24 protein-coding genes, 1 other RNA gene and 4 pseudogenes are annotated in these 19,179 nt (G+C 50.9%); 20 read left to right on the top strand and 9 right to left on the bottom strand.

Going from position 1 to position 19,179, the window contains the following annotated elements:
- Positions 1 to 5: 5 nt before the first annotated feature.
- Positions 6 to 818: a phospholipid ABC transporter ATP-binding protein MlaF gene (mlaF, locus tag ACD630_RS06845; protein WP_430358548.1), complete on the bottom strand. Its 813-nt coding sequence runs from the start codon at positions 816 to 818 to the stop codon at positions 6 to 8.
- A 308-nt stretch (positions 819 to 1,126) separates the two neighbouring features.
- On the opposite strand from mlaF, the pseudogene ACD630_RS06840 reads away from it, so the two are divergent.
- The 11 genes and pseudogenes from ACD630_RS06840 to ACD630_RS06790 all read left to right on the top strand — a co-directional run bounded on the left by ACD630_RS06840 (position 1,127) and on the right by ACD630_RS06790 (position 9,335).
- Positions 1,127 to 2,108 (top strand): annotated as a pseudogene (locus tag ACD630_RS06840) (calcium/sodium antiporter).
- A gap of 51 nt (positions 2,109 to 2,159) precedes the next feature.
- Complete coding sequence (gene kdsD / locus ACD630_RS06835; protein WP_430358547.1) at positions 2,160 to 3,146, top strand: arabinose-5-phosphate isomerase KdsD; 987 nt, start codon at positions 2,160 to 2,162, stop codon at positions 3,144 to 3,146.
- A 66-nt stretch (positions 3,147 to 3,212) separates the two neighbouring features.
- On the top strand, positions 3,213 to 3,779 hold the full coding sequence (gene kdsC, locus ACD630_RS06830) for a 3-deoxy-manno-octulosonate-8-phosphatase KdsC (protein ID WP_430359933.1): 567 nt from the start codon (positions 3,213 to 3,215) through the stop codon (positions 3,777 to 3,779).
- 162 nt (positions 3,780 to 3,941) lie between these two features.
- A complete protein-coding gene (lptC, locus tag ACD630_RS06825) occupies positions 3,942 to 4,508 on the top strand; it encodes an LPS export ABC transporter periplasmic protein LptC (RefSeq protein ID WP_430358546.1) in 567 nt (188 codons plus the stop codon).
- The gene (gene lptA / locus ACD630_RS06820; RefSeq protein ID WP_430358545.1) at positions 4,489 to 5,067 is read left to right on the top strand and encodes a lipopolysaccharide ABC transporter substrate-binding protein LptA; all 579 of its coding nucleotides are present in this window, start codon (positions 4,489 to 4,491) and stop codon (positions 5,065 to 5,067) included. Before lptC ends, lptA begins: the two co-directional genes overlap by 20 nt.
- A gap of 3 nt (positions 5,068 to 5,070) precedes the next feature.
- Positions 5,071 to 5,796 (top strand): LPS export ABC transporter ATP-binding protein, encoded by a 726-nt coding sequence (gene lptB, locus ACD630_RS06815; protein ID WP_430358544.1) that lies wholly within the window; start codon positions 5,071 to 5,073, stop codon positions 5,794 to 5,796.
- Positions 5,797 to 5,848: 52 nt separating this feature from the next.
- A complete protein-coding gene (gene rpoN / locus ACD630_RS06810) occupies positions 5,849 to 7,282 on the top strand; it encodes an RNA polymerase factor sigma-54 (protein WP_430358543.1) in 1,434 nt (477 codons plus the stop codon).
- Between the two features lie 23 nt (positions 7,283 to 7,305).
- A complete protein-coding gene (hpf, locus tag ACD630_RS06805; RefSeq protein WP_430358542.1) occupies positions 7,306 to 7,593 on the top strand; it encodes a ribosome hibernation promoting factor in 288 nt (95 codons plus the stop codon).
- A gap of 90 nt (positions 7,594 to 7,683) precedes the next feature.
- A complete protein-coding gene (gene ptsN, locus ACD630_RS06800) occupies positions 7,684 to 8,157 on the top strand; it encodes a PTS IIA-like nitrogen regulatory protein PtsN (RefSeq protein WP_430358541.1) in 474 nt (157 codons plus the stop codon).
- 115 nt (positions 8,158 to 8,272) lie between these two features.
- A complete protein-coding gene (gene rapZ, locus ACD630_RS06795; RefSeq protein WP_430358540.1) occupies positions 8,273 to 9,124 on the top strand; it encodes an RNase adapter RapZ in 852 nt (283 codons plus the stop codon).
- A 22-nt stretch (positions 9,125 to 9,146) separates the two neighbouring features.
- Positions 9,147 to 9,335 (top strand): HPr family phosphocarrier protein, encoded by a 189-nt coding sequence (locus ACD630_RS06790; RefSeq protein ID WP_430359932.1) that lies wholly within the window; start codon positions 9,147 to 9,149, stop codon positions 9,333 to 9,335.
- Positions 9,336 to 9,529: 194 nt separating this feature from the next.
- Here ACD630_RS06790 and ACD630_RS06785 read toward each other — a convergent pair whose 3' ends face one another.
- On the bottom strand, positions 9,530 to 10,051 hold the full coding sequence (locus ACD630_RS06785; RefSeq protein ID WP_430359931.1) for an IS630 family transposase: 522 nt from the start codon (positions 10,049 to 10,051) through the stop codon (positions 9,530 to 9,532).
- On the bottom strand, positions 9,975 to 10,340 hold the full coding sequence (locus ACD630_RS06780; RefSeq protein ID WP_430358539.1) for an IS630 transposase-related protein: 366 nt from the start codon (positions 10,338 to 10,340) through the stop codon (positions 9,975 to 9,977). The genes ACD630_RS06785 and ACD630_RS06780 overlap by 77 nt, the downstream gene beginning before the upstream one ends.
- A gap of 30 nt (positions 10,341 to 10,370) precedes the next feature.
- Between ACD630_RS06780 and ACD630_RS06775 the strand changes: the two are divergent.
- The 3 genes and pseudogenes from ACD630_RS06775 to ACD630_RS06765 all read left to right on the top strand — a co-directional run.
- Positions 10,371 to 11,114 (top strand): annotated as a pseudogene (locus ACD630_RS06775) (integrase core domain-containing protein); the annotation flags it as partial.
- A gap of 58 nt (positions 11,115 to 11,172) precedes the next feature.
- Positions 11,173 to 11,421: an IS630 transposase-related protein gene (locus ACD630_RS06770; RefSeq protein WP_430359930.1), complete on the top strand. Its 249-nt coding sequence runs from the start codon at positions 11,173 to 11,175 to the stop codon at positions 11,419 to 11,421.
- Positions 11,345 to 11,878, top strand: coding sequence for an IS630 family transposase (locus tag ACD630_RS06765; RefSeq protein WP_430359929.1), 534 nt, complete (start codon positions 11,345 to 11,347; stop codon positions 11,876 to 11,878). The genes ACD630_RS06770 and ACD630_RS06765 overlap by 77 nt, the downstream gene beginning before the upstream one ends.
- A 54-nt stretch (positions 11,879 to 11,932) precedes the next feature.
- Here the strand turns inward: ACD630_RS06765 and mtnN are convergent, their stop codons facing one another.
- Positions 11,933 to 12,634: a 5'-methylthioadenosine/S-adenosylhomocysteine nucleosidase gene (gene mtnN / locus ACD630_RS06760; protein ID WP_430358538.1), complete on the bottom strand. Its 702-nt coding sequence runs from the start codon at positions 12,632 to 12,634 to the stop codon at positions 11,933 to 11,935.
- A gap of 117 nt (positions 12,635 to 12,751) precedes the next feature.
- Between mtnN and dgt the strand changes: the two genes are divergently transcribed.
- Together dgt and ACD630_RS06750 are read left to right on the top strand one after the other, a co-directional pair.
- Complete coding sequence (dgt, locus tag ACD630_RS06755) at positions 12,752 to 14,269, top strand: dGTPase (protein ID WP_430358537.1); 1,518 nt, start codon at positions 12,752 to 12,754, stop codon at positions 14,267 to 14,269.
- A 28-nt stretch (positions 14,270 to 14,297) separates the two neighbouring features.
- Entirely contained in the window at positions 14,298 to 14,825 is a 528-nt protein-coding gene (locus ACD630_RS06750) for an IS630 transposase-related protein (RefSeq protein ID WP_430358536.1), read from the top strand.
- Positions 14,826 to 14,847: 22 nt separating this feature from the next.
- Here the strand turns inward: ACD630_RS06750 and ACD630_RS06745 are convergent.
- Positions 14,848 to 15,144: pseudogene (locus tag ACD630_RS06745) on the bottom strand (transposase); the annotation flags it as partial.
- On the opposite strand from ACD630_RS06745, the pseudogene ACD630_RS06740 reads away from it, so the two are divergent.
- Positions 15,137 to 15,873: pseudogene (locus ACD630_RS06740) on the top strand (integrase core domain-containing protein); the annotation flags it as partial. The pseudogenes ACD630_RS06745 and ACD630_RS06740 overlap by 8 nt on opposite strands.
- Here ACD630_RS06740 and ACD630_RS06735 read toward each other — a convergent pair.
- Entirely contained in the window at positions 15,823 to 16,473 is a 651-nt protein-coding gene (locus ACD630_RS06735) for an IS630 transposase-related protein (RefSeq protein ID WP_430358535.1), read from the bottom strand. The pseudogene ACD630_RS06740 and the gene ACD630_RS06735 sit on opposite strands and share 51 nt — an antisense overlap.
- Before the next feature lie 133 nt (positions 16,474 to 16,606).
- Here ACD630_RS06735 and ACD630_RS06730 point away from each other — a divergent pair, with 133 nt between their 5' ends.
- Complete coding sequence (locus tag ACD630_RS06730) at positions 16,607 to 16,789, top strand: hypothetical protein (protein WP_430358534.1); 183 nt, start codon at positions 16,607 to 16,609, stop codon at positions 16,787 to 16,789.
- A gap of 133 nt (positions 16,790 to 16,922) precedes the next feature.
- Here ACD630_RS06730 and ssrA read toward each other — a convergent pair.
- Together ssrA and smpB are read right to left on the bottom strand one after the other, a co-directional pair.
- Positions 16,923 to 17,285: a transfer-messenger RNA gene (ssrA, locus tag ACD630_RS06725) on the bottom strand.
- Positions 17,286 to 17,330: 45 nt separating this feature from the next.
- A complete protein-coding gene (gene smpB, locus ACD630_RS06720) occupies positions 17,331 to 17,813 on the bottom strand; it encodes an SsrA-binding protein SmpB (RefSeq protein WP_430358533.1) in 483 nt (160 codons plus the stop codon).
- A gap of 155 nt (positions 17,814 to 17,968) precedes the next feature.
- Here smpB and ACD630_RS06715 point away from each other — a divergent pair, with 155 nt between their 5' ends.
- Both ACD630_RS06715 and ACD630_RS06710 read left to right on the top strand, forming a co-directional pair.
- Complete coding sequence (locus ACD630_RS06715) at positions 17,969 to 18,403, top strand: type II toxin-antitoxin system RatA family toxin (protein ID WP_430358532.1); 435 nt, start codon at positions 17,969 to 17,971, stop codon at positions 18,401 to 18,403.
- The gene (locus ACD630_RS06710; RefSeq protein WP_430358531.1) at positions 18,396 to 18,680 is read left to right on the top strand and encodes an RnfH family protein; all 285 of its coding nucleotides are present in this window, start codon (positions 18,396 to 18,398) and stop codon (positions 18,678 to 18,680) included. Before ACD630_RS06715 ends, ACD630_RS06710 begins: the two co-directional genes overlap by 8 nt.
- Positions 18,681 to 18,727: 47 nt before the next feature.
- Here the strand turns inward: ACD630_RS06710 and bamE are convergent, their stop codons facing one another.
- The gene (gene bamE, locus ACD630_RS06705; protein WP_430358530.1) at positions 18,728 to 19,063 is read right to left on the bottom strand and encodes an outer membrane protein assembly factor BamE; all 336 of its coding nucleotides are present in this window, start codon (positions 19,061 to 19,063) and stop codon (positions 18,728 to 18,730) included.
- Positions 19,064 to 19,179 lie beyond the last annotated feature (116 nt).

Below are 19,179 nucleotides of genomic sequence, written 5' to 3'. Positions count from 1 at the left end.
ATTGATTAACTCCCTGAGCCTAACAGGCTGGTTTTGTAGTCACCAGCAGGAAAGCAAAACGGCACGGGACCATCGGCAATGCCGTCAATAAATTGCCGTACCCGAGGATCGGTATTCGCACGCAGCGCCTCCACCGAGCCGTGCGCAACGATATGCTGATCCGCCACGATGTAGGCATAATCCGCGATGCTCAGCACTTCCGGCACGTCATGGGAGACCACAACGCAGGTGATACCCAGCGCATGGTTCAGTTCATCGATAAGCTTAACCAACACGCCCATGGTGATCGGATCCTGACCGACAAAGGGTTCGTCGAACATGATCATCTGTGGATCAAGCGCGATGGCACGGGCCAGTGCGGCACGGCGAGCCATCCCTCCAGAAAGCTCTGAAGGCATCAGATTAGCCGCACCGCGTAACCCGACAGCTTCCAGTTTCATCAGCACCATGCTGCGTAACAGCGTTTCGGGCAGTTGGGAGTGTTCCCTCAGTGGCCAGGCCACGTTCTCAAACACCGTAAGATCGGTGAACAACGCGCCAGATTGGAACAACATACTCATCTTCTTACGCACGTCATACAATCGGGAACGGGAGAGCGTTGGAATATTCTCTCCGTCAAACCAGATCTCGCCGCTGTCCGGTTGAAGCTGACCGCCAATCAGGCGCAACAATGTGGTTTTACCGATACCGGAGGGCCCCATGATAGCGGTGACTTTCCCTTTGGGTACGGTTAACGAAACATCGGTGAAAATGGGCCTCTCGCCACGCGAAAAATTGAGCCCACGAATTTCAACCAGATGAGTAGCATCTTGGTTCATGCGATCTTTTCCTTCACTCACTCCCCTTGACGATCGTCGCTGTTATACGTCCATGACGTGCAACAACCGTTGCATTTCCTATCAAGCTTAACGGCAGGTTTCAGGCAAGGCCCGAGTTTTACAAAATATTACCGACAATTCTTACCGAAAAGGGCGGGTTCTGGCTGCCATAGGTTTTACTTTTTCTGCCCAGACAGTCAAAATTACCCCATCTACGATGCAACGCAATTTTTGCTCGACATTCGTTCGCGCACCGCTTCATTGCCTTATGAGCCGGTGATTATACCCGAATAAAGAAAGGACGCTGCATGCTTTTTGCGATAGTTCTGCTGGTTATTGGCCTGTTTCTCTTGGTTTATGGTGCTGACCGTTTGGTTTATGGCGCAGCCGTTCTTGCCCGTGTGTGGGGCGTTTCTCCTTTGATTATCGGCGTGATGATTGTTGGCATCGGCACGTCACTGCCAGAATTGGCGGTGTCGGTAACAGCGGGTCTGAACCAGCAAATGGACATGGCGGTCGGTAACGTGTTGGGTTCGAATATCGCCAATATCATGCTAATCCTCGGCAGTGCTGCCCTGATTCGCCCCTTAACCTTTCGCTCCGATCTGCTGCGGCGTGAGCTGCTCCCCATGCTGTTGATCACGCTTGATCACGCTGTTCAGCGGCGGTGTGCTTTACAATGGCTATCTCAGTCGGCTTGATGGCGTCATGCTGCTCGCGGCGGCGGGTGCCTGGATCGTGCTAATGCTGCGCATGGTGCGTCAGGCGCAACAGAACGGCAGTGACAGCCTGACACGCGAACAATTGGCGGAGCTGCCGCAGGCACAGGCTGACGGTAACCAGACGGTTGCCGTCCTCTGGTTGCTGCTGGGATTGATTATTCTGCCGATGGCGGCGCGTATCGTGATTGACAATGCAACGGTGATTGCACGTCATTTCGCCTTTGATGAGTTGACCATCGGGCTGACACTGCTGGCGATTGGCACCACCCTGCCGGAACTGGCTACCGCCATCGTCGGCACGCTGAAAAAAGAGGATGATATCGCGCTGGGTAACCTGATTGGGTCGAACGTCTTCAATCTGGTTATCGTGCTTGGTGTTCCGGCACTGCTGTCACCCGGCGCGGTGAACCCACTGGCATTTCAACGCGATTACGGCGTGATGCTGGGAGCGAGCCTGCTGCTGACGCTGCTCTGTCTGCGCAAAAAGCGCTCTATCGGACAAGGTGCTGGCGCGCTGTTACTGTGTATGTTTATTGCTTACCTTGCGACGCTGTTTTTGCTGTATTAGCGGCGCACGACCCGTTTTCTTGGAAAACTCAAATAGTCAGGATTAACCGTTATGTCCAACGTTGAACAACAGCCCGATTTCGATTTTCAACAGGCAGGCCGACATGTGCTCGCCATCGAACGCGACGGGTTGGCCCATCTGGACCAGTATATCGATGACAACTTCACCCGCGCTTGTCGCACCATGTTCCATTGCCAGGGCAAAGTGGTGGTAATGGGAATGGGGAAATCCGGGCACATCGGGTGCAAGATGGCGGCGACCTTTGCCAGCACCGGCACCCCCTCGTTTTTTGTCCATCCCGGCGAGGCCAGCCACGGTGACCTCGGCATGATCACCGCACAAGATATCGTGATCGCCATATCCAACTCGGGTGAGTCCAATGAAATTCTGGCACTGATCCCGATGCTCAAACGTCTGGGCGTATTTCTGATTTGCATCACCAGCAACCCGGAAAGCACCATGGGTAAAGCCGCTGATATTCATCTCTGTGTCCATGTGCCACAGGAAGCCTGTCCGTTGGGGCTCGCTCCCACTTCTAGCACCACGGCCACACTGGTGATGGGCGATGCGCTTGCCGTTGCCTTGTTACAGGCGCGGGGTTTCACCGCAGAAGATTTTGCCCTTTCTCACCCTGGCGGCGCACTGGGCCGCAAACTTTTGCTGCGTGTTGCGGATATCATGCATACCGGAGACGAGATCCCCCACGTTACCCGAGACGCGTCGTTGCGTGATGCGCTGGTGGAGATCACCCGCAAGAGTTTCGGTATGACCGTGATTTGCACGCCGGACATGATGATCGAAGGCATCTTCACCGACGGTGACCTGCGCCGCATCTTCGATATGCAGATCAACCTCAATGATGCGCATATCGCCGATCTGATGACCGCAGGCGGCATTCGGGTCACCCCCAATACGTTGGCGGTGGATGCGCTGAATCTGATGCAGTCACGCCATATTACGTCGCTGCTGGTGGCACAATCCAATCGACTGGTCGGTATCGTCCATATGCATGATATGCTGCGCGCTGGCGTGGTGTGATAGTCAACGGGATCGTCTTTCTGGCGCTCCCTAAAGAAAGAAGGGTGACATCAAGGATATGTGTTTATGAATAACCCCCAAGCGCAAACCGCCACCTGCTACGGCCCCGTCGCGGATCGAGTATTGGAAAAGGCGCAAGCCATAAAATTGCTGATTTGCGATGTTGACGGCGTGCTCTCCGACGGCCTTATCTACATGGGCAATCAAGGGGAAGAACTGAAGGCGTTTAACGTACGCGATGGTTATGGTATTCGCTGTCTGCTAACGTCCGGCATTGAGGTCGCCATCATCACCGGGCGCTCTGCGCCACTGGTGGAAGACCGCTGCCGCACGCTGGGTATCACCCATCTTTATCTGGGACAGTCAGATAAGGTTTTGGCCTTCCGTGAACTGTTAGATACACTGTCGCTTAACGCCGATCAGGTTGCCTATATTGGTGACGATTTGATTGACTGGCCGGTGATGGCACAGATAGGCTTTAGCGTCGCCGTGGCAGATGCACACCCTTTGCTGCTGCCCAAGGCAGACTACGTGACCAAAATTGCTGGTGGGCGCGGTGCGGTACGCGAACTGTGCGACCTTATCCTGCTGGCACAGGGTAAGCTGGACGACGCCAAAGGGCTATCGATATGAAGATATCGTCACGGCAAGGGGGCTATCGATATGAAGATATCGTCACGGCAAGGGGGCTATCGCCGCCCGCTTGTCGGGGTACAAGTTTGTTACGACATGAGTTTGTTACGACATGAGTTTGCCACGGCATAAGTTTGCGATGACCATGAGTACGTTTTTATTATGAATAAGACGAAGCGTTGGCTAACCGCGCTATTGGCGCTAATTGTATTGATTCTGATTGGCTGGAACCTGACGGATCAGGACAGCGCGCCACAAACGAAAACCCAGGATAATGCGGTGCCGACCTACACCAGCGATGAAACCACCACACGCGTGTTTAACCCGCAGGGTGGCCTGAACTATCGACTCGCGGCGCAGAGAGTAGAGTATTTTAACGCGGAACAGCTCACTTGGTTTACCGCGCCTGTCGCTACGCTGTTTAACGAACAGGGTATCGCCACCTGCTCGGTGCAAGCTGACCACGCCAAGCTGACCAAAGATAAAATGTTGTTCTTATACGGGCATGTGGAAGTCAACAGTCTGACCAATGACTCACAATTACGGCAGATAAAAACCGATAATGCGCAAGTTAACCTAATGACACAGGACATCGCCTCCGATGATGAGGTGACACTGTACGGAGCCAGTTTTCTCTCGAATGGGATGAAAATGCGCGGTAATTTGCGTAACAAAACTGCCGAATTGATTGAAAAGGTAAAAACCTCTTATGAAATTCAACACCAATAATGCCTGGCGTCATGCGGCCATTGCCAGCGCCCTGTTAGCAGCAAGCCTGCCTACCCTTGCTGTGACAGGAGACACCAGTCAGCCGATTCACATTGATTCCGCGCAGCAGTCATTGGACATGCAGGGCAATACCGTCACGTTTACCGGCAATGTTACGGTCAAACAAGGCACCATTGATGTGAAGGCCGATAAAGTCGTGGTCACGCGCCCACAAGGATCACAGGGCCAGGAAGTGATTGAAGCCTTTGGTAATCCGGTCACCTTCTACCAGATGCAAGACAATGGCAAGCAGGTGAAAGGCCGCGCACAGAAAGTGCGCTATGAACTGGCGCAGGATAAGATCACGCTGACGGGTAACGCGTATCTGGAACAACTGGATAGCAACGTGAAAGGCGATTGCATCACCTATCTAGTGAAACAGCAACAGATGGAGGCGGTGGGTGATAAAGGCGGGCGAGTAACCACTGTGCTGGTGCCCTCGCAGCTACAGGAAAAGAACGGCAAGGCCGCCGCTCCCTCGTCTCAAAAAGACAAGCAGCAACCACAGGCAACTGAATAACCTATGGCAACATTAATCGCAGAAAACCTGGCGAAGGCCTACAAGGGACGTCGCGTGGTCGAAAACGTAAGTTTAACGGTCAACTCCGGTGAAATCGTCGGGTTGCTCGGGCCGAATGGTGCAGGAAAAACCACGACATTTTATATGGTTGTCGGCATTGTCCAGCGCGATTCAGGGCAGATAGTGATTGATGATGAAGAGATAAGCTTGTTGCCTTTGCACGAACGCGCGCGCCGCGGCATCGGCTATTTGCCGCAGGAAGCCTCGATCTTTCGCCGTTTGAGCGTCTATGACAACCTGATGGCAGTCTTGCAGATTCGCAAAGACCTGACGCCGGAGCAGCAGAACGATCGCGCCAATGAGTTAATGGAAGAATTCCATATTATTCATTTACGCGATAGTCTGGGACAATCCTTGTCTGGCGGCGAACGTCGTCGCGTAGAGATCGCTCGCGCACTGGCGGCCAATCCCAAATTTATTTTGCTGGATGAACCCTTTGCCGGTGTCGATCCGATTTCAGTGCTCGACATAAAAAAAATCATTGAGCACCTGCGCGACAGCGGCTTGGGCGTGCTGATTACCGATCACAACGTGCGTGAAACGTTGGATGTGTGCGAACGCGCCTATATCGTCAGTCAGGGGCAGCTTATTTCCCACGGTTCACCCAGCGAAATCCTGGAGGATGAGCAGGTGAAACGCGTCTATCTGGGCGAAGGCTTCCGACTTTGATACTGTAACGTTTGCAATGGGCGTTCCATATTAAGGGAAAGTGACACGAGTTATGAAGCAAGGTTTGCAACTCAGGCTAAGTCAACAACTGGCCATGACGCCACAACTTCAGCAGGCGATCCATCTGCTTCAGTTGTCTACGCTTGAACTCCAGCAAGAGATCCAGCAAGCGCTGGAAAGCAACCCGTTGCTTGAACAAACCGATAGCCACGATGAAATCGATGCTCAGGAAACGAGCGACAGCGAATCACTGGATACGCGCGACGCCCTTGAGCAAAAAGATATGCCGGAAGAGCTGCCGCTGGACGCCACTTGGGATGAAATCTACTCTGCAGGCACGCCTTCGGGCACCGGCACCGATTACCGCGACGAAGAGCTGCCTGTCTATCAGGGTGAAACTACGCAAACCTTGCAGGATTACCTGATGTGGCAGGTAGAGTTGACGCCGTTTTCCGACATCGATGCGGCTATTGCTACGTCGATTGTCGATGCGGTGGACACCACCGGCTATCTGACCGTTCCGTTGGAAGACATTCTCGAGAGCATCGGCGACGATGACGTGACGATTGAGGAAGTAGAAGCGGTGTTAAAACGTGTGCAACGTTTTGACCCGGTCGGCGTGGCAGCGCGTGATTTGCGCGATTGCCTGCAAATCCAGCTGTCTCAGTTTGCCCCCGAAACCCCGTGGCTGGCGGAAGCCAAGCTTATCGTCAATGAATACCTCGATTTGCTGGCCAACCATGATTTTCGCACGCTGATCCGCGCCAGCCGTATTAAAGAGGATGCGCTGAAAGAGGCGCTGGCACTGATTCAGTCACTCGACCCGCGTCCGGGCCAATCGATCAATACCGGCGAGTCGGAGTATGTGATCCCCGACGTGCTGGTGCGCAAGCATCAAGACCGCTGGGTGGTGGAACTCAACACCGACAGCGTGCCGCGCCTGCAAGTCAACCAGCAGTATGCCGCACTTGGCCACAGCGCGCGTAACGACAGTGACAGCCAGTTTATCCGCAGCCACCTGCAAGAGGCGCGCTGGCTGATAAAAAGTCTGGAGAGCCGCAACGACACGCTGCTTAAGGTCACGCGCTGCATTGTGGAACAACAGCAGGATTTCTTTGAGAAAGGTGAAGAGTTTATGAAACCCATGGTGCTGGCGGATATCGCTCAGGCTGTGGATATGCATGAATCCACCATCTCACGCGTCACAACACAGAAATTTCTTCACAGCCCACGTGGCATTTTCGAACTAAAATATTTCTTCTCCAGCCATGTAAATACCGACAGCGGCGGTGAGACATCATCCACCGCTATTCGGGCGCTGGTGAAGAAATTGATCGCGGCGGAAAACCCCGCCAAGCCCTTGAGCGATAGCAAGCTGACAACGCTGCTCTCCGATCAGGGGATCATTGTCGCGCGGCGTACCGTCGCAAAGTACCGAGAGTCTTTATCCATCCCGCCGTCAAACCAGCGTAAGCAGTTGGTTTGATTTCCACAGAGAAGGAAGACGCTATGCAGCTGAATATCACCGGACACCACATCGAGATCACACCCGCATTACGCGAGTTCGTTAACACAAAATTTGCCAAGCTGGAGCAATACTTTGATCGCATCAACCAGATCAACGTGGTGCTCAAGGTGGAGAAAGTGGAGCAAATTGCCGATGCTACTCTGTTCGTTAATGGCGGTGAGCTGCATGCCACATCCGAATCTGAAGACATGTATGCCACCATCGATCTGTTGATCGACAAACTGGCGCGTCAGTTAAATAAACACAAGGAAAAACTCAAACAGCACTGATCGTCATCTCCGCCTCAGGGCGCAGGGAATACGCATCTGGCACAACGTCAGGGGCGTAAAGAGATGAGCGGGCCGTTAAGTGAACACACCATGAATAACGATCCCATTTTGCAACTCAGCGCGGTATTACGCCAAGAGTGTACCCGCAGCACCGTTCATTGCCAAAGCAAGAAACGGGCGTTGGAAATCATCAGCGAGTTGGCAGCCAGACAGCTAAACCTTCCGACTCCGCTGATCTTCGAGGCATTGCTGACGCGCGAGAGAATGGGCAGTACCGGTATTGGCGGCGGTATCGCAATCCCCCACGGAAAACTCGATGATGATAACGCCTTGGGCGCCACCGGGGTCTTTATCCAGCTTGAACAGCCAATATCTTTTGATGCTATTGATAATCAAGGCGTAGACTTGCTTTTTGCCTTGCTGGTTCCCGCAGAACAATGTAAAACCCATCTACATACGCTGTCGCTTGTCGCCAAACTTCTGGCTGACAAAAGTGTGTGTCGGCGTTTACGGGCAGCACAGAGTGACGAAGGGCTTTACCAAATTATGATTGAAGGGGATTAATCCCCGGTAGAAAGCGAGCGACATTCAGACATTCGCGCTACGATGTGCGCCATACAGATGAATCACTCGGTCAGGGTGTAACAAAAGAAGGCTATAGCCGGAGGGGAGTCGTCGGATGGTGCTGATGATTGTCAGTGGTCGCTCAGGTTCAGGAAAATCTGTGGCCCTGCGCGCCCTAGAGGATATGGGCTTTTATTGCGTGGACAACCTGCCCGTGGTGTTGCTGCCGGAACTGGCAAACACGCTGGCACAACGTGATATCTCGGCAGCGGTCAGTATAGACGTGCGCAACATGCCAGAATCGCCGGAAATCTTCGAGCACGCCATGGATCAGCTGCCGCCCAGTTTTGCGCCGCAGCTGCTGTTTCTGGATGCCGATCGTAATACGCTGATTCGCCGTTACAGCGACACGCGTCGTTTGCACCCCCTTTCCAGCAAAAATCTTTCGCTGGAAAGCTCCATCGATGAAGAGAACGACCTGCTGGAGCCGTTGCGTTCTCGTGCCGATCTGATCATCGATACCTCTGAAATGTCAGTGCATGAACTGGCGGAAATGCTGCGTACTCGGCTGTTGGGCAAACGCGAGCGTGAGCTGACCATGGTGTTCGAATCCTTTGGTTACAAGCACGGCATTCCCATCGATGCGGATTACGTGTTTGATGTGCGCTTCCTGCCTAACCCCCACTGGGACCCGAAATTGCGTCCGATGACCGGGCTGGACAAGCCGGTTGCCGCGTTCCTCGACCGCCATACGGAAGTGCACAATTTTATTTACCAGACGCGCAGCTATCTGGAACTGTGGCTGCCAATGCTGGAAACCAACAACCGCAGCTACCTGACGGTAGCCATTGGCTGTACCGGCGGCAAACACCGTTCCGTCTATGTGGCTGAGCAACTGGCAGACTATTTTCGCTCGCGCGGAAAAAACGTACAGTCCCGCCACCGCACGCTGGAAAAACGTAAATAATGACCGTCACACACACACCGTCATCGTCAAGAATAAGCTAGGCATGCACGCTCGTCCGGCGATGAAACTGTTTGAACTGGTGCAAAGCTTTGATGCCGAAGTGATGCTGCGTAACGAAAGCTGCGTTGAGGCGGAAGCCAGCGGCGCAGATGAGGCCGCCGCACTGGCTGCGGTGGTTGAGTTATTCGAAGCCGGGTTTGATGAAGAATAACACGCGACAATAATCCCAAAAATCGACAATGCCATAGGTAATAACGCTACCTTATGGTATAACTTCGTAACAAGTTATCTCTCATTTTTATCAACCCCCCTGCGTCGCTGGCGCGGGGGGGTTGCTTTATAAATGCGCTAGACTTTTTCTCTTGATATTGTTTTTTCATATATAGCCAAGCGACTTAATTTTGATTATACCATATGGACTGAGAACAAAATCTCTGTATCGCAACCACTCTCTCTTTTTTTGCTTTTTGCTTGTGCCCATTTATGCTCAATGGGGTTAAGATCTGGCGAATATGTAGGCAAATACCCTGCATCGATGATGACTTGTTGAATATTATGTTTTTTGTGAAAAGTTGCATTGTCCATCACGATTACCCTGTTTTTAGGGAGTACTGGAATAAGGACTTGTGTGACCCAGGAATAGAAAACATCGCTGTTAATATTGATATCAAATAATCCGATAGCAAACAGCGTTGTGCCTAATAACGCGCCGATAACATTTGTTCTTCCCTTGGCTCCCCCGTTCTTCAGCCCAAAACACCGTTGACCTTTTGGGGAATAGCCGTGAGTCCGTGGGGTATCGTGTGGAAAACCACTTTCATCAATAAAAACAATAGGTTTGCCTTCTTTTTCATACTGTTGTATTTTTTGTTGAAATGCTTGCCGGGCGCTTTCGTCGGCTTTCGGATGAGGTAGAGTTTTTTTTATAGGTCAATCCCAGCTTTTTAAGAGCTTGCCAAATGGCCTTCTGACAAACGCCAAAACGCTCTGCACGTTCTTTTTGGTAAGCATCTGGATATGGTTCAACATCTTTCATCAACTCGGATTTATCGCTCTTTCGCTGACGCGTGGTCGATGCTTTTGACGCTATTTGATTAATCCAACGCGATACAGAGGCAGGGCCAATCCGAAATTGCTTCGCTGTTTCCCGGATACTCAACCCTTCTTCTTCCCGTGTAGATATCACTTTACGTCTAAAATCAATTGAATAGCTCATTTAAATAATGTAATCAAAATTAAGTTGTTTATCTATATCTCCGGCAGCGGCGTGCGCTCCATCTGGCAACGACACGACCTGGAGAACTTCCGTAAACGCCTGAAGGCGCTTGAGGAAAAGGTCGCCAGAGAAGGCATTGTCCTTACCGACGCTCAAATCGCAGCCCTGGAGAAGAAGGCGCACGATGATGAGGCCTGCGGTGAAATCGAGACGGCACATCCCGGGTATCTGGGCTCGCAGGACACCTTCTACGTGGGCAATCTGAAGGGGGTGGGCCGTATCTACCAGCAGACGTTCGTGGATACGTACTCGAAAGTGGCACACTGCAAGCTGTATACGAATAAAACACCGCTCACCGCCGCCGACCTGCTCAATGATCGCGTACTCCCGTTCTACGAGGCTCAGGGACTGCCGGTGCTGAGAATACTGACCGACAGGGGTACGGAGTACTGTGGTAAAGTGGAGCAGCATGATTATCAGCTTTATCTGGCTATCAACGATATCGAGCATACGAAAACGAAGGCGATGTCTCCGCAGACGAACGGCACCTGCGAGCGCTTCCATAAAACCATTTTGCAGGATTTTTATCAGGTTACGTTCGGCAAGAAGTTATATGGAGACCTGGAAAGCCTGCAGGTAGATCTGGACAACTGGTTGTGGCATTACAATAATGAGCGAACTCATCAGGGAAAAATGTGCTGCGGGCGTACGCCGATGGCCACTTTACTCGATGGAAAACGGAGCTGGGCAGAAAAGAATCTGAACCAGATGTAATCTGACAGACACCTGTATAAATAATCGGTAACTGTCAGCTCAGGTCTGAGCTAGTACAATTAATCAAATAGCGTCAAAAGCATCGACCACGCGTCAGCGAAAGAGCGATAAATCCGAGTTGATGAAAGATGTTGAACCATATCCAGATGCTTACCAAAAAGAACGTGCAGAGCGTTTTGGCGTTTGTCAGAAGGCCATTTGGCAAGCTCTTAAAAAGCTGGGATTGACCTATAAAAAAAACTCTACCTCATCCGAAAGCCGACGAAAGCGCCCGGCAAGCATTTCAACAAAAAATACAACAGTATGAAAAAGAAGGCAAACCTATTGTTTTTATTGATGAAAGTGGTTTTCCACACGATACCCCACGGACTCACGGCTATTCCCCAAAAGGTCAACGGTGTTTTGGCCTGAAGAACGGGGGAGCCAAGGGAAGAACAAATGTTATCGGCGCGTTATTAGGCACAACGCTGTTTGCTATCGGATTATTTGATATCAATATTAACAGCGATGTTTTCTATTCCTGGGTCACACAAGTCCTTATCCCAGTACTCCCTAAAAACAGGGTAATCGTGATGGACAATGCAACTTTTCACAAAAAACATAATATTCAACAAGTCATCATCGATGCAGGGTATATGGTGGAGTATTTGCCTACATATTCGCCAGATCTTAACCCCATTGAGCATAAATGGGCACAAGCAAAAAGCAAAAAAAGAGAGAGTGGTTGCGATACAGAGATTTTGTTCTCAGTCCATATGGTGTAATCAAAATTAAGTCGCTTTGCTATATTGCTAGAAGAGAGAGCCCGCGAACACGCATCAGGCTTTTCCGGCGAGATCTTGCAACATGGCGCTCACCATGCGTGATGATTGCTGGGCCGCCACGGCCAGAAACTCGTCAAAACTCAGGTGAGAGGCTTTGTCTGCCACATCGGAAATGGCGCGTACTGCAACGAAAGGCACACCGAACTGATGGCAAACGTGAGCGATTGCCGTGGCTTCCATTTCGACCGCGACGGCCTGTGGGAAGGTGCGACAGATGCGAGCCAGCGGTTCGGCACCGTTGATAAACACATCACCACTGACAATCAGCCCCTGAAGCGCATTCAATTGCAGAGACACAATGGCGCGCTCGGCCAGTGCAATAAGGGATGTATCGGCGGGAAACGCCGCCGGGCAACCTGCCATCTGGCCCGCTTCATAACCGAAGGCGGTGACATCGGCATCGTGATAGCGCGCTTCACTGGATACCACTATATCGCCGACGTTCACGGTCGGTGCCAGACCGCCCGCAGAACCGGTGTTGATGACGATGTCAGAACGAGCATGTTCCAACAGCAGCGTGGTGCCCATCGCCGCGGAAACCTTGCCAATACCGGATTTTAACAGCGCCACTTCGACACCGTTCAGCCACCCGCTGTAGATTTCGCATCCGGCGCGTGTGAAGGTACTGAGGTTTTCGATGCGATCGCGCAGGATCGTCACTTCTTGTTCCATGGCCCCGATGATGCCGACTTTCATAAGATTCCCCACAAAATTTCGAATAGTTAGCCATAGTCTGTGTTGTGTAGTCTATCATGGCTAACGGGGTGAAATGGAACCTAGGCGTGATTTTGGCGGCGGTAAAGGGGGAAGGGGATGTCCGATATCGATTTTTCAAAGAAATTCAGCGTTCAGCGGCCTCTGAGCAAACCTATCACCGCGGAGAGCGAATATGACATCGTCCGCCTGTTCGAAAGTGATAGGGGGCGTATCATCAACTCTGCCGCGATCCGCCGTTTACAACAGAAGACGCAGGTATTTCCGCTGGAGCGTAACGCCGCCGTGCGTTCGCGGCTGACGCACTCTATGGAAGTGCAGCAGATCGGTCGCTACATCGCCAAAGATATTCTGGTGCGAATAAAAGGCGAAAACCAACTGGACGCCCTTGGCCTGTCCCTGTGGCAGACGCCCTTTGAAAGCATGGTAGAAATGGCCTGCTTGATGCATGACATCGGCAACCCGCCCTTTGGCCATTTTGGTGAATCCGCTATCAACAACTGGTTTAGAAAACGGTTGGATGCCGCTTATATTCAGGATGATGCATTGTCGCGTGATGATGCTTGTCAGGTTGAAGCCCTGCGGCTGAAAGGCGATGCGCATGATGCATTGCGGCGTCAGGTGCGACAGGATCTCAGCCATTTCGAAGGCAATGCACAAGCGATTCGTTTGGTGCATACGCTGCTTAAACTGAATCTCACCTACAGCCAGGTCGGCTGTATTCTCAAATATACCCGGCCAGCGTATTGGGTCGGCGAGGTGCCCGATACCTACCGCTATCTGATGAAAAAGCCGGGCTATTACCTTTCTGAACAGGATTTTGTTACCGATTTGCGCCAGGAATTGTCGCTGGAAGAATACCATCGCTTTCCGCTCACCTACATCATGGAAGCCGCGGACGACATCTCTTACTGCGTCGCCGATCTGGAGGATGCGGTAGAAAAAGAGATCCTTACCTCCGAACAGCTTTATCTGTACCTACGCCAAACCTGGGGCACGGTCGATCCCTCGGATCTGTTTGCCAAAACCGTAGAGCAGGCTTATGAAAATCGAAAACGGCACCGCTGGCGCAGCACCGACGATCAATTTTTTATGCAGTTGCGCGTCAATACGGTGTCTAAGCTGGTGCCTTACGCGACGCATCGTTTTATCAAAAATTTGCCTGCGATTTACGCTGGCGCTTTTGATGAGGCGCTGCTGGAAGACAAGGGCGCACAGGCTAAACTGTTGAGGGTGTTCAAAGAGGTTGCGCGCAACTATGTGTTTAATAACGCAGAAGTCGAAAAGCTGGAACTGCAAGGCTATCGCGTGATCGGGGGGCTATTGGACATCTATCATCCGCTGCTGGAAATGTCTTATGACGCGTTCAGCCAAATGGTGAATGACGATACGCATCCGCACTATCCCATAGAAACCCGGCTCTACCACAAGCTTTCCAGCAAACATTGTCTGGCCTATCGTGAAGCCACGCTCCAACTCTCGGCACTGTCTTGTGAGGAACAGGAGATTTGGGAATACTATTATAGGGCGCGATTGATTCAAGATTATATCAGTGGAATGACAGATCTTTACGCTTACGACGAGTACCGGCGGCTGATGGCGGCGGAATATAGCTAAACGACTTAATTTTGATCACATTATTTAAATGAGCTATTCAATTGATTTTAGACGTAAAGTGATATCTACACGGGAAGAAGAAGGGTTGAGTATCCGGGAAACAGCGAAGCAATTTCGGATTGGCCCTGCCTCTGTATCGCGTTGGATTAATCAAATAGCGTCAAAAGCATCGACCACGCGTCAGCGAAAGAGCGATAAATCCGAGTTGATAAAAGATGTTGAACCATATCCAGATGATTACCAAAAAGAACGTGCAGAGCGTTTTGGCGTTTGTCAGAAGGCCATTTGGCAAGCTCTTAAAAAGCTGGGATTGACCTATAAAAAAACTCTACGTCATCCGAAAGCCGACGAAAGCGCCCGGCAAGCATTTCAACAAAAAATACAACAGTATGAAAAAGAAGGCAAACCTATTGTTTTTATTGATGAAAGTGGTTTTCCACACGATACCCCACGGACTCACGGCTATTCCCCAAAAGGTCAACGGTGTTTTGGCCTGAAGAACGGGGGAGCCAAGGGAAGAACAAATGTTATCAGCGCTTTATTAGAGCCTGTTTAAGATTTTGTGTAAATGCCTTTCCTCAGAAGTGACCGTCAAGACGGTCACCGAACTCGATAATAAAGCGACTCATTGCCATACGCCAGTCCTGTAAGGGCATCGTCCATTTCTGTGATGCCGCCTGGATTGCCAGCCATACGACCTTCTTCACCGAGTCATCAGTCGGGAACACCTTGCGTTTCTTGATTGCATGCCGGAGCACGCTGTTCAGTGATTCTATAGCGTTCGTCGTGTAGATTACCTTGCGAAGTTCCTGCGGGTACGAGAAGAATGTCGACAGGTTGGCACAGTTTGACTGCCAGCTCCGGCTTATCTCCGGCAGCGGCGTGCGCTCCATCTGGCAACGACACGACCTGGAGAACTTCCGTAAACGCCTGAAGGCGCTTGAGGAAAAGGTCGCCAGAGAAGGCATTGTCCTTACCGACGCTCAAATCGCAGCCCTGGAGAAGAAGGCGCACGATGATGAGACCTGCGGTGAAATCGAGACGGCACATCCCGGGTATCTGGGCTCGCAGGACACCTTCTACGTGGGCAATCTGAAGGGGATGGGCCGTATCTACCAGCAGACGTTCGTGGATACGTACTCGAAAGTGGCGCACTGCAAGCTGTATACGAATAAAACACCCCTCACCGCCGCCGACCTGCTCAATGATCGCGTACTCCCGTTCTACGAGGCTCAGGGACTGCCGGTGCTGAGAATACTGACCGACAGGGGTACGGAGTACTGTGGTAAAGTGGAGCAGCATGATTATCAGCTTTATCTGGCTATCAACGATATCGAGCATACGAAAACGAAGGCGATGTCTCCGCAGACGAACGGCATCTGCGAGCGCTTCCATAAAACCATTTTGCAGGATTTTTATCAGGTTACGTTCGGCAAGAAGTTATATGGAGACCTGGAAAGCCTGCAGGTAGATCTGGACAACTGGTTGTGGCATTACAATAATGAGCGAACTCATCAGGGAAAAATGGCTGCGGGCGTACGCCGATGGCCACTTTACTCGATGGAAAACGGATCTGGGCAGAAAAGAATCTGAATCAGATGTAATCTGACAGACACCTGTATAAATAATCGGTAACTGTCAGATCTGGTCTGAGCTAGTACAAATAATCCGATAGCAAACGGCGTTGTGCCTAATAACGCGCCGATAACATTTGTTCTTCCCTTGGCTCCCCCGTTCTTCAGGCCAAAACACCGTTGACCTTTTGGGGAATAGCCGTGAGTCCGTGGGGTATCGTGTGGAAAACCACTTTCATCAATAAAAACAATAGGTTTGCCTTCTTTTTCATACTGTTGTATTTTTTGTTGAAATGCTTGCCGGGCGCTTTCGTCGGCTTTCGGATGACGTAGAGTTTTTTTATAGGTCAATCCCAGCTTTTTAAGAGCTTGCCAAATGGCCTTCTGACAAACGCCAAAACGCTCTGCACGTTCTTTTTGGTAAGCATCTGGATATGGTTCAACATCTATCAACTCGGATTTATCGCTCTTTCGCTGACGCGTGGTCGATGCTTTTGACGCTATTTGATTAATCCAACGCGATACAGAGGCAGGGCCAATCCGAAATTGCTTCGCTGTTTCCCGGATACTCAACCCTTCTTCTTCCCGTGTAGATATCACTTTACGTCTAAAATCAATTGAATAGATCATTTAAATAATGTGATCAAAATTAAATCGTTTAGCTATAAAGGAACCGTATAGCCAAGATGCCAGATTTTTTTGCCGCTTGGTTTGATACGCAGGAACAAGCCGTCTCCATCCCATATAGCCAACCGACTTAAAAATGATTACAGCCAATGCCCTGATATGTGGCAAAAAAATACAGCTAATTGTTATCAAAATAATGTCGCTTGGCTATAGCGTGAACTCTTTCTCTGTGGGTTTGGCTTTTTTGATCTCTGTGTCAGTGAGTTTTGTTGCTACCTTTTGCATTTTTGCTCCCTCGTTTTTACTCCCTCATCGATGAGGGATAATAGGAGGGTGCCATAAGGAGTGGTTTCTAGCAATTCTCAGTAGACTTCACTGGACATGAAAAAGGCCGCAACCCCTTGTGGAATGCGGCCTTGATAGACTTGAGTAGACGTCATTTTACTAAAAAGTGGTGGAGCTGGCGGGAGTTGAACCCGCGTCCGAAATTACTACACCGTCGGCACTACATGCTTAGTCTAGTCTTTACATTCGCCGGTTAGCTGCGAACAGACACGCCACTAACAAACTAGCCTGATTGGATTTAACGCTTCAACCCCAGGCAGGGCATCCACGCGATCTCTTTTGGGTTTGACCTCTCTTGATCCCCGTCCTAAGAGCGGAGGCTAGGGAGAGAGGGCTCAGAGCAGGTTATTAAGCTGCTAAAGCGTAGTTTTCGTCGTTTGCGACTATTTTTTTGCGGCTTTTTACGAGGCAAACCGCCCCTCGGCATGCTCCTAAGGCTACACAATCCCGTCGAATCCAGAATCAGCCCCAAGTACTTCAGTAGTATAACAGAACCGTGACGCCCTAATCCACTGTTAGCGGTTGGCGTTTTTCATGATGCGTGCTTTGTCTGTTTGCCACTCGCGCTCTTTGATATCCGAACGCTTATCGTGCTCTTTCTTACCTTTGGCAACACCAATCTTCACTTTTGACCAGGTGTTCTTCCAATACAGCGAAAGCGCGACCACGGTGTAACCTTCACGATTAACCCGTCCATAAAGTGAATCCAACTCACGCTTGTTCAGTAACAGTTTACGGGTGCGTGTTGGGTCACAAAGCACGTGGCTTGACGAGGCCAGTAGTGGTTGAAAGGTAGCAGCAAACAGAAAAGCCTCACCGCTGTGCAACAGTACATAGCTGTCGCTGATGTTGGCCTTACCTGCACGTAGTGATTTTACTTCCCATCCTTGCAACGCCAATCCCGCTTCGAACTCTTCTTCAATGAAGTATTCGTGGCGAGCACGCTTGTTTTGCGCAATGGTGGCGGAGCCGGGTTTATAAGTTTTTTTCTTTGTCATAGTGTCGTCATTATACCGGATGTTAAAGGGAAAGACATCACTGCCGCATCAGTGAACGCACGTTGAGGAAGGGATGCGATCGTCGCCTCAGAATTTTTACCATCCGGGCCATCGGTGCTATTATTCCGCGCGTTTGAAGTAATACGGAAAAAGCCATGCCCAAGATTAGTCGCTCTGCACTGGTGCCCTACAGCGCACAGCAAATGTACCAGCTGGTGAATGATGTTGCCTCCTATCCCCAGTTTCTGCCTGGCTGTACCGGGATCCGCATTATTGCTGCCAACGCTGAAGAGATGACGGCCTCTGTCGATGTTTCTAAAGCCGGGATCAGCAAAACCTTTACCACGCGCAATACGCTCACCGAGAGCCAATGCATCAGTATGCAGTTGGTTGATGGTCCGTTCCGCCAATTAAGTGGCGATTGGCGCTTTATTCCTTTAAGCGCCGATGCTTGCAAAGTGGAACTGCATCTTGATTTTGAGTTCACCAATGCGTTGATCGAACTGGCCTTTGGCAAGGTGTTTAAAGAATTGGCAAGTAATATGGTGCAGGCCTTCACCTTACGCGCCAAAGAGGTATACCGTGCCTGAAATCCGTGTCGATGTGGTTTATGCGCTGCCAGAACGTCAGTATATGCGGTCCGTGACGGTGGAAGAGGGCGCAACGGTGGAGCAGGCTATTGTTGCCTCCGGGTTGCTGACATTGCGTACCGATATCGATTTACAGGTTAACAAAGTCGGGATCTTTAGCCGGTCGGCCCGTTTGACGGACGCAGTAACCGAGGGCGATCGCGTAGAGATCTACCGTCCGTTGATTGCCGATCCTAAAGAATCGCGCCGTCAGCGCACGGTGCGTTCCAAAAAATAAGGCACATTCTGTGCCTTATTATGCGTGCTCTGATCACCGCTTCACTATCAATTCAGCGTCGGTTGATTTTTCACGTTGGTCAAAATGCCATCCTGGCTGAAGGTCAGTGTCAGCGTTTGCTGTTTTACCGCTCCATGCCCGGGTTGCTGGCGGAAAACGTAAAACCAAGTGTCACTGCCAAAGGGGTCTTGCATCATCGGCGTACCCAATGTAAAGGCAACCTGTTGCTTGGTCATACCGGTGTGGATTTTTGCCACATCAGCCGGTGCCAGATAGTTCCCTTGGTTGATATCTGGACGATAGACCAGTCTTTCCAGCGTAGAACAACCGGCGGTCAGCATAACAACCATCGCGGCGATGACGGTCAGCGTTTTACAGCGCATAGTAAATACATTCCTTAAGGGCATAGGTTGCCGATGATAATAGACCTTGCCTGTCTTGAAAACCGGCAAGGCGCTTGTATGACCACCGGAATGCAAAAAAGTTGATTATTTTTGTC

It is taken from the genome of Symbiopectobacterium sp. RP, from assembly GCF_050472005.1.
Taxonomy (GTDB): Bacteria; Pseudomonadota; Gammaproteobacteria; order Enterobacterales; family Enterobacteriaceae; genus Symbiopectobacterium.
The sequence above is the reverse complement of the archived record's forward strand: the minus strand, read 5'-3'. Positions and strand labels throughout refer to the sequence as shown.

Coding starts and splice junctions, on each gene's coding strand:
- mlaF (WP_430358548.1), bottom strand. CDS start 818: ATGAACCAAGATGCTACTCATCTGGTTGAAATTCGTGGGCTCAATTTT.
- kdsD (WP_430358547.1), top strand. CDS start 2,160: ATGTCCAACGTTGAACAACAGCCCGATTTCGATTTTCAACAGGCAGGC.
- kdsC (WP_430359933.1), top strand. CDS start 3,213: ATGAATAACCCCCAAGCGCAAACCGCCACCTGCTACGGCCCCGTCGCG.
- lptC (WP_430358546.1), top strand. CDS start 3,942: ATGAATAAGACGAAGCGTTGGCTAACCGCGCTATTGGCGCTAATTGTA.
- lptA (WP_430358545.1), top strand. CDS start 4,489: ATGAAATTCAACACCAATAATGCCTGGCGTCATGCGGCCATTGCCAGC.
- lptB (WP_430358544.1), top strand. CDS start 5,071: ATGGCAACATTAATCGCAGAAAACCTGGCGAAGGCCTACAAGGGACGT.
- rpoN (WP_430358543.1), top strand. CDS start 5,849: ATGAAGCAAGGTTTGCAACTCAGGCTAAGTCAACAACTGGCCATGACG.
- hpf (WP_430358542.1), top strand. CDS start 7,306: ATGCAGCTGAATATCACCGGACACCACATCGAGATCACACCCGCATTA.
- ptsN (WP_430358541.1), top strand. CDS start 7,684: ATGAATAACGATCCCATTTTGCAACTCAGCGCGGTATTACGCCAAGAG.
- rapZ (WP_430358540.1), top strand. CDS start 8,273: ATGGTGCTGATGATTGTCAGTGGTCGCTCAGGTTCAGGAAAATCTGTG.
- ACD630_RS06780 (WP_430358539.1), bottom strand. CDS start 10,340: ATGAGCTATTCAATTGATTTTAGACGTAAAGTGATATCTACACGGGAA.
- mtnN (WP_430358538.1), bottom strand. CDS start 12,634: ATGAAAGTCGGCATCATCGGGGCCATGGAACAAGAAGTGACGATCCTG.
- dgt (WP_430358537.1), top strand. CDS start 12,752: ATGTCCGATATCGATTTTTCAAAGAAATTCAGCGTTCAGCGGCCTCTG.
- ACD630_RS06750 (WP_430358536.1), top strand. CDS start 14,298: ATGAGCTATTCAATTGATTTTAGACGTAAAGTGATATCTACACGGGAA.
- ACD630_RS06735 (WP_430358535.1), bottom strand. CDS start 16,473: ATGATCTATTCAATTGATTTTAGACGTAAAGTGATATCTACACGGGAA.
- ACD630_RS06730 (WP_430358534.1), top strand. CDS start 16,607: ATGATTACAGCCAATGCCCTGATATGTGGCAAAAAAATACAGCTAATT.
- smpB (WP_430358533.1), bottom strand. CDS start 17,813: ATGACAAAGAAAAAAACTTATAAACCCGGCTCCGCCACCATTGCGCAA.
- ACD630_RS06715 (WP_430358532.1), top strand. CDS start 17,969: ATGCCCAAGATTAGTCGCTCTGCACTGGTGCCCTACAGCGCACAGCAA.
- bamE (WP_430358530.1), bottom strand. CDS start 19,063: ATGCGCTGTAAAACGCTGACCGTCATCGCCGCGATGGTTGTTATGCTG.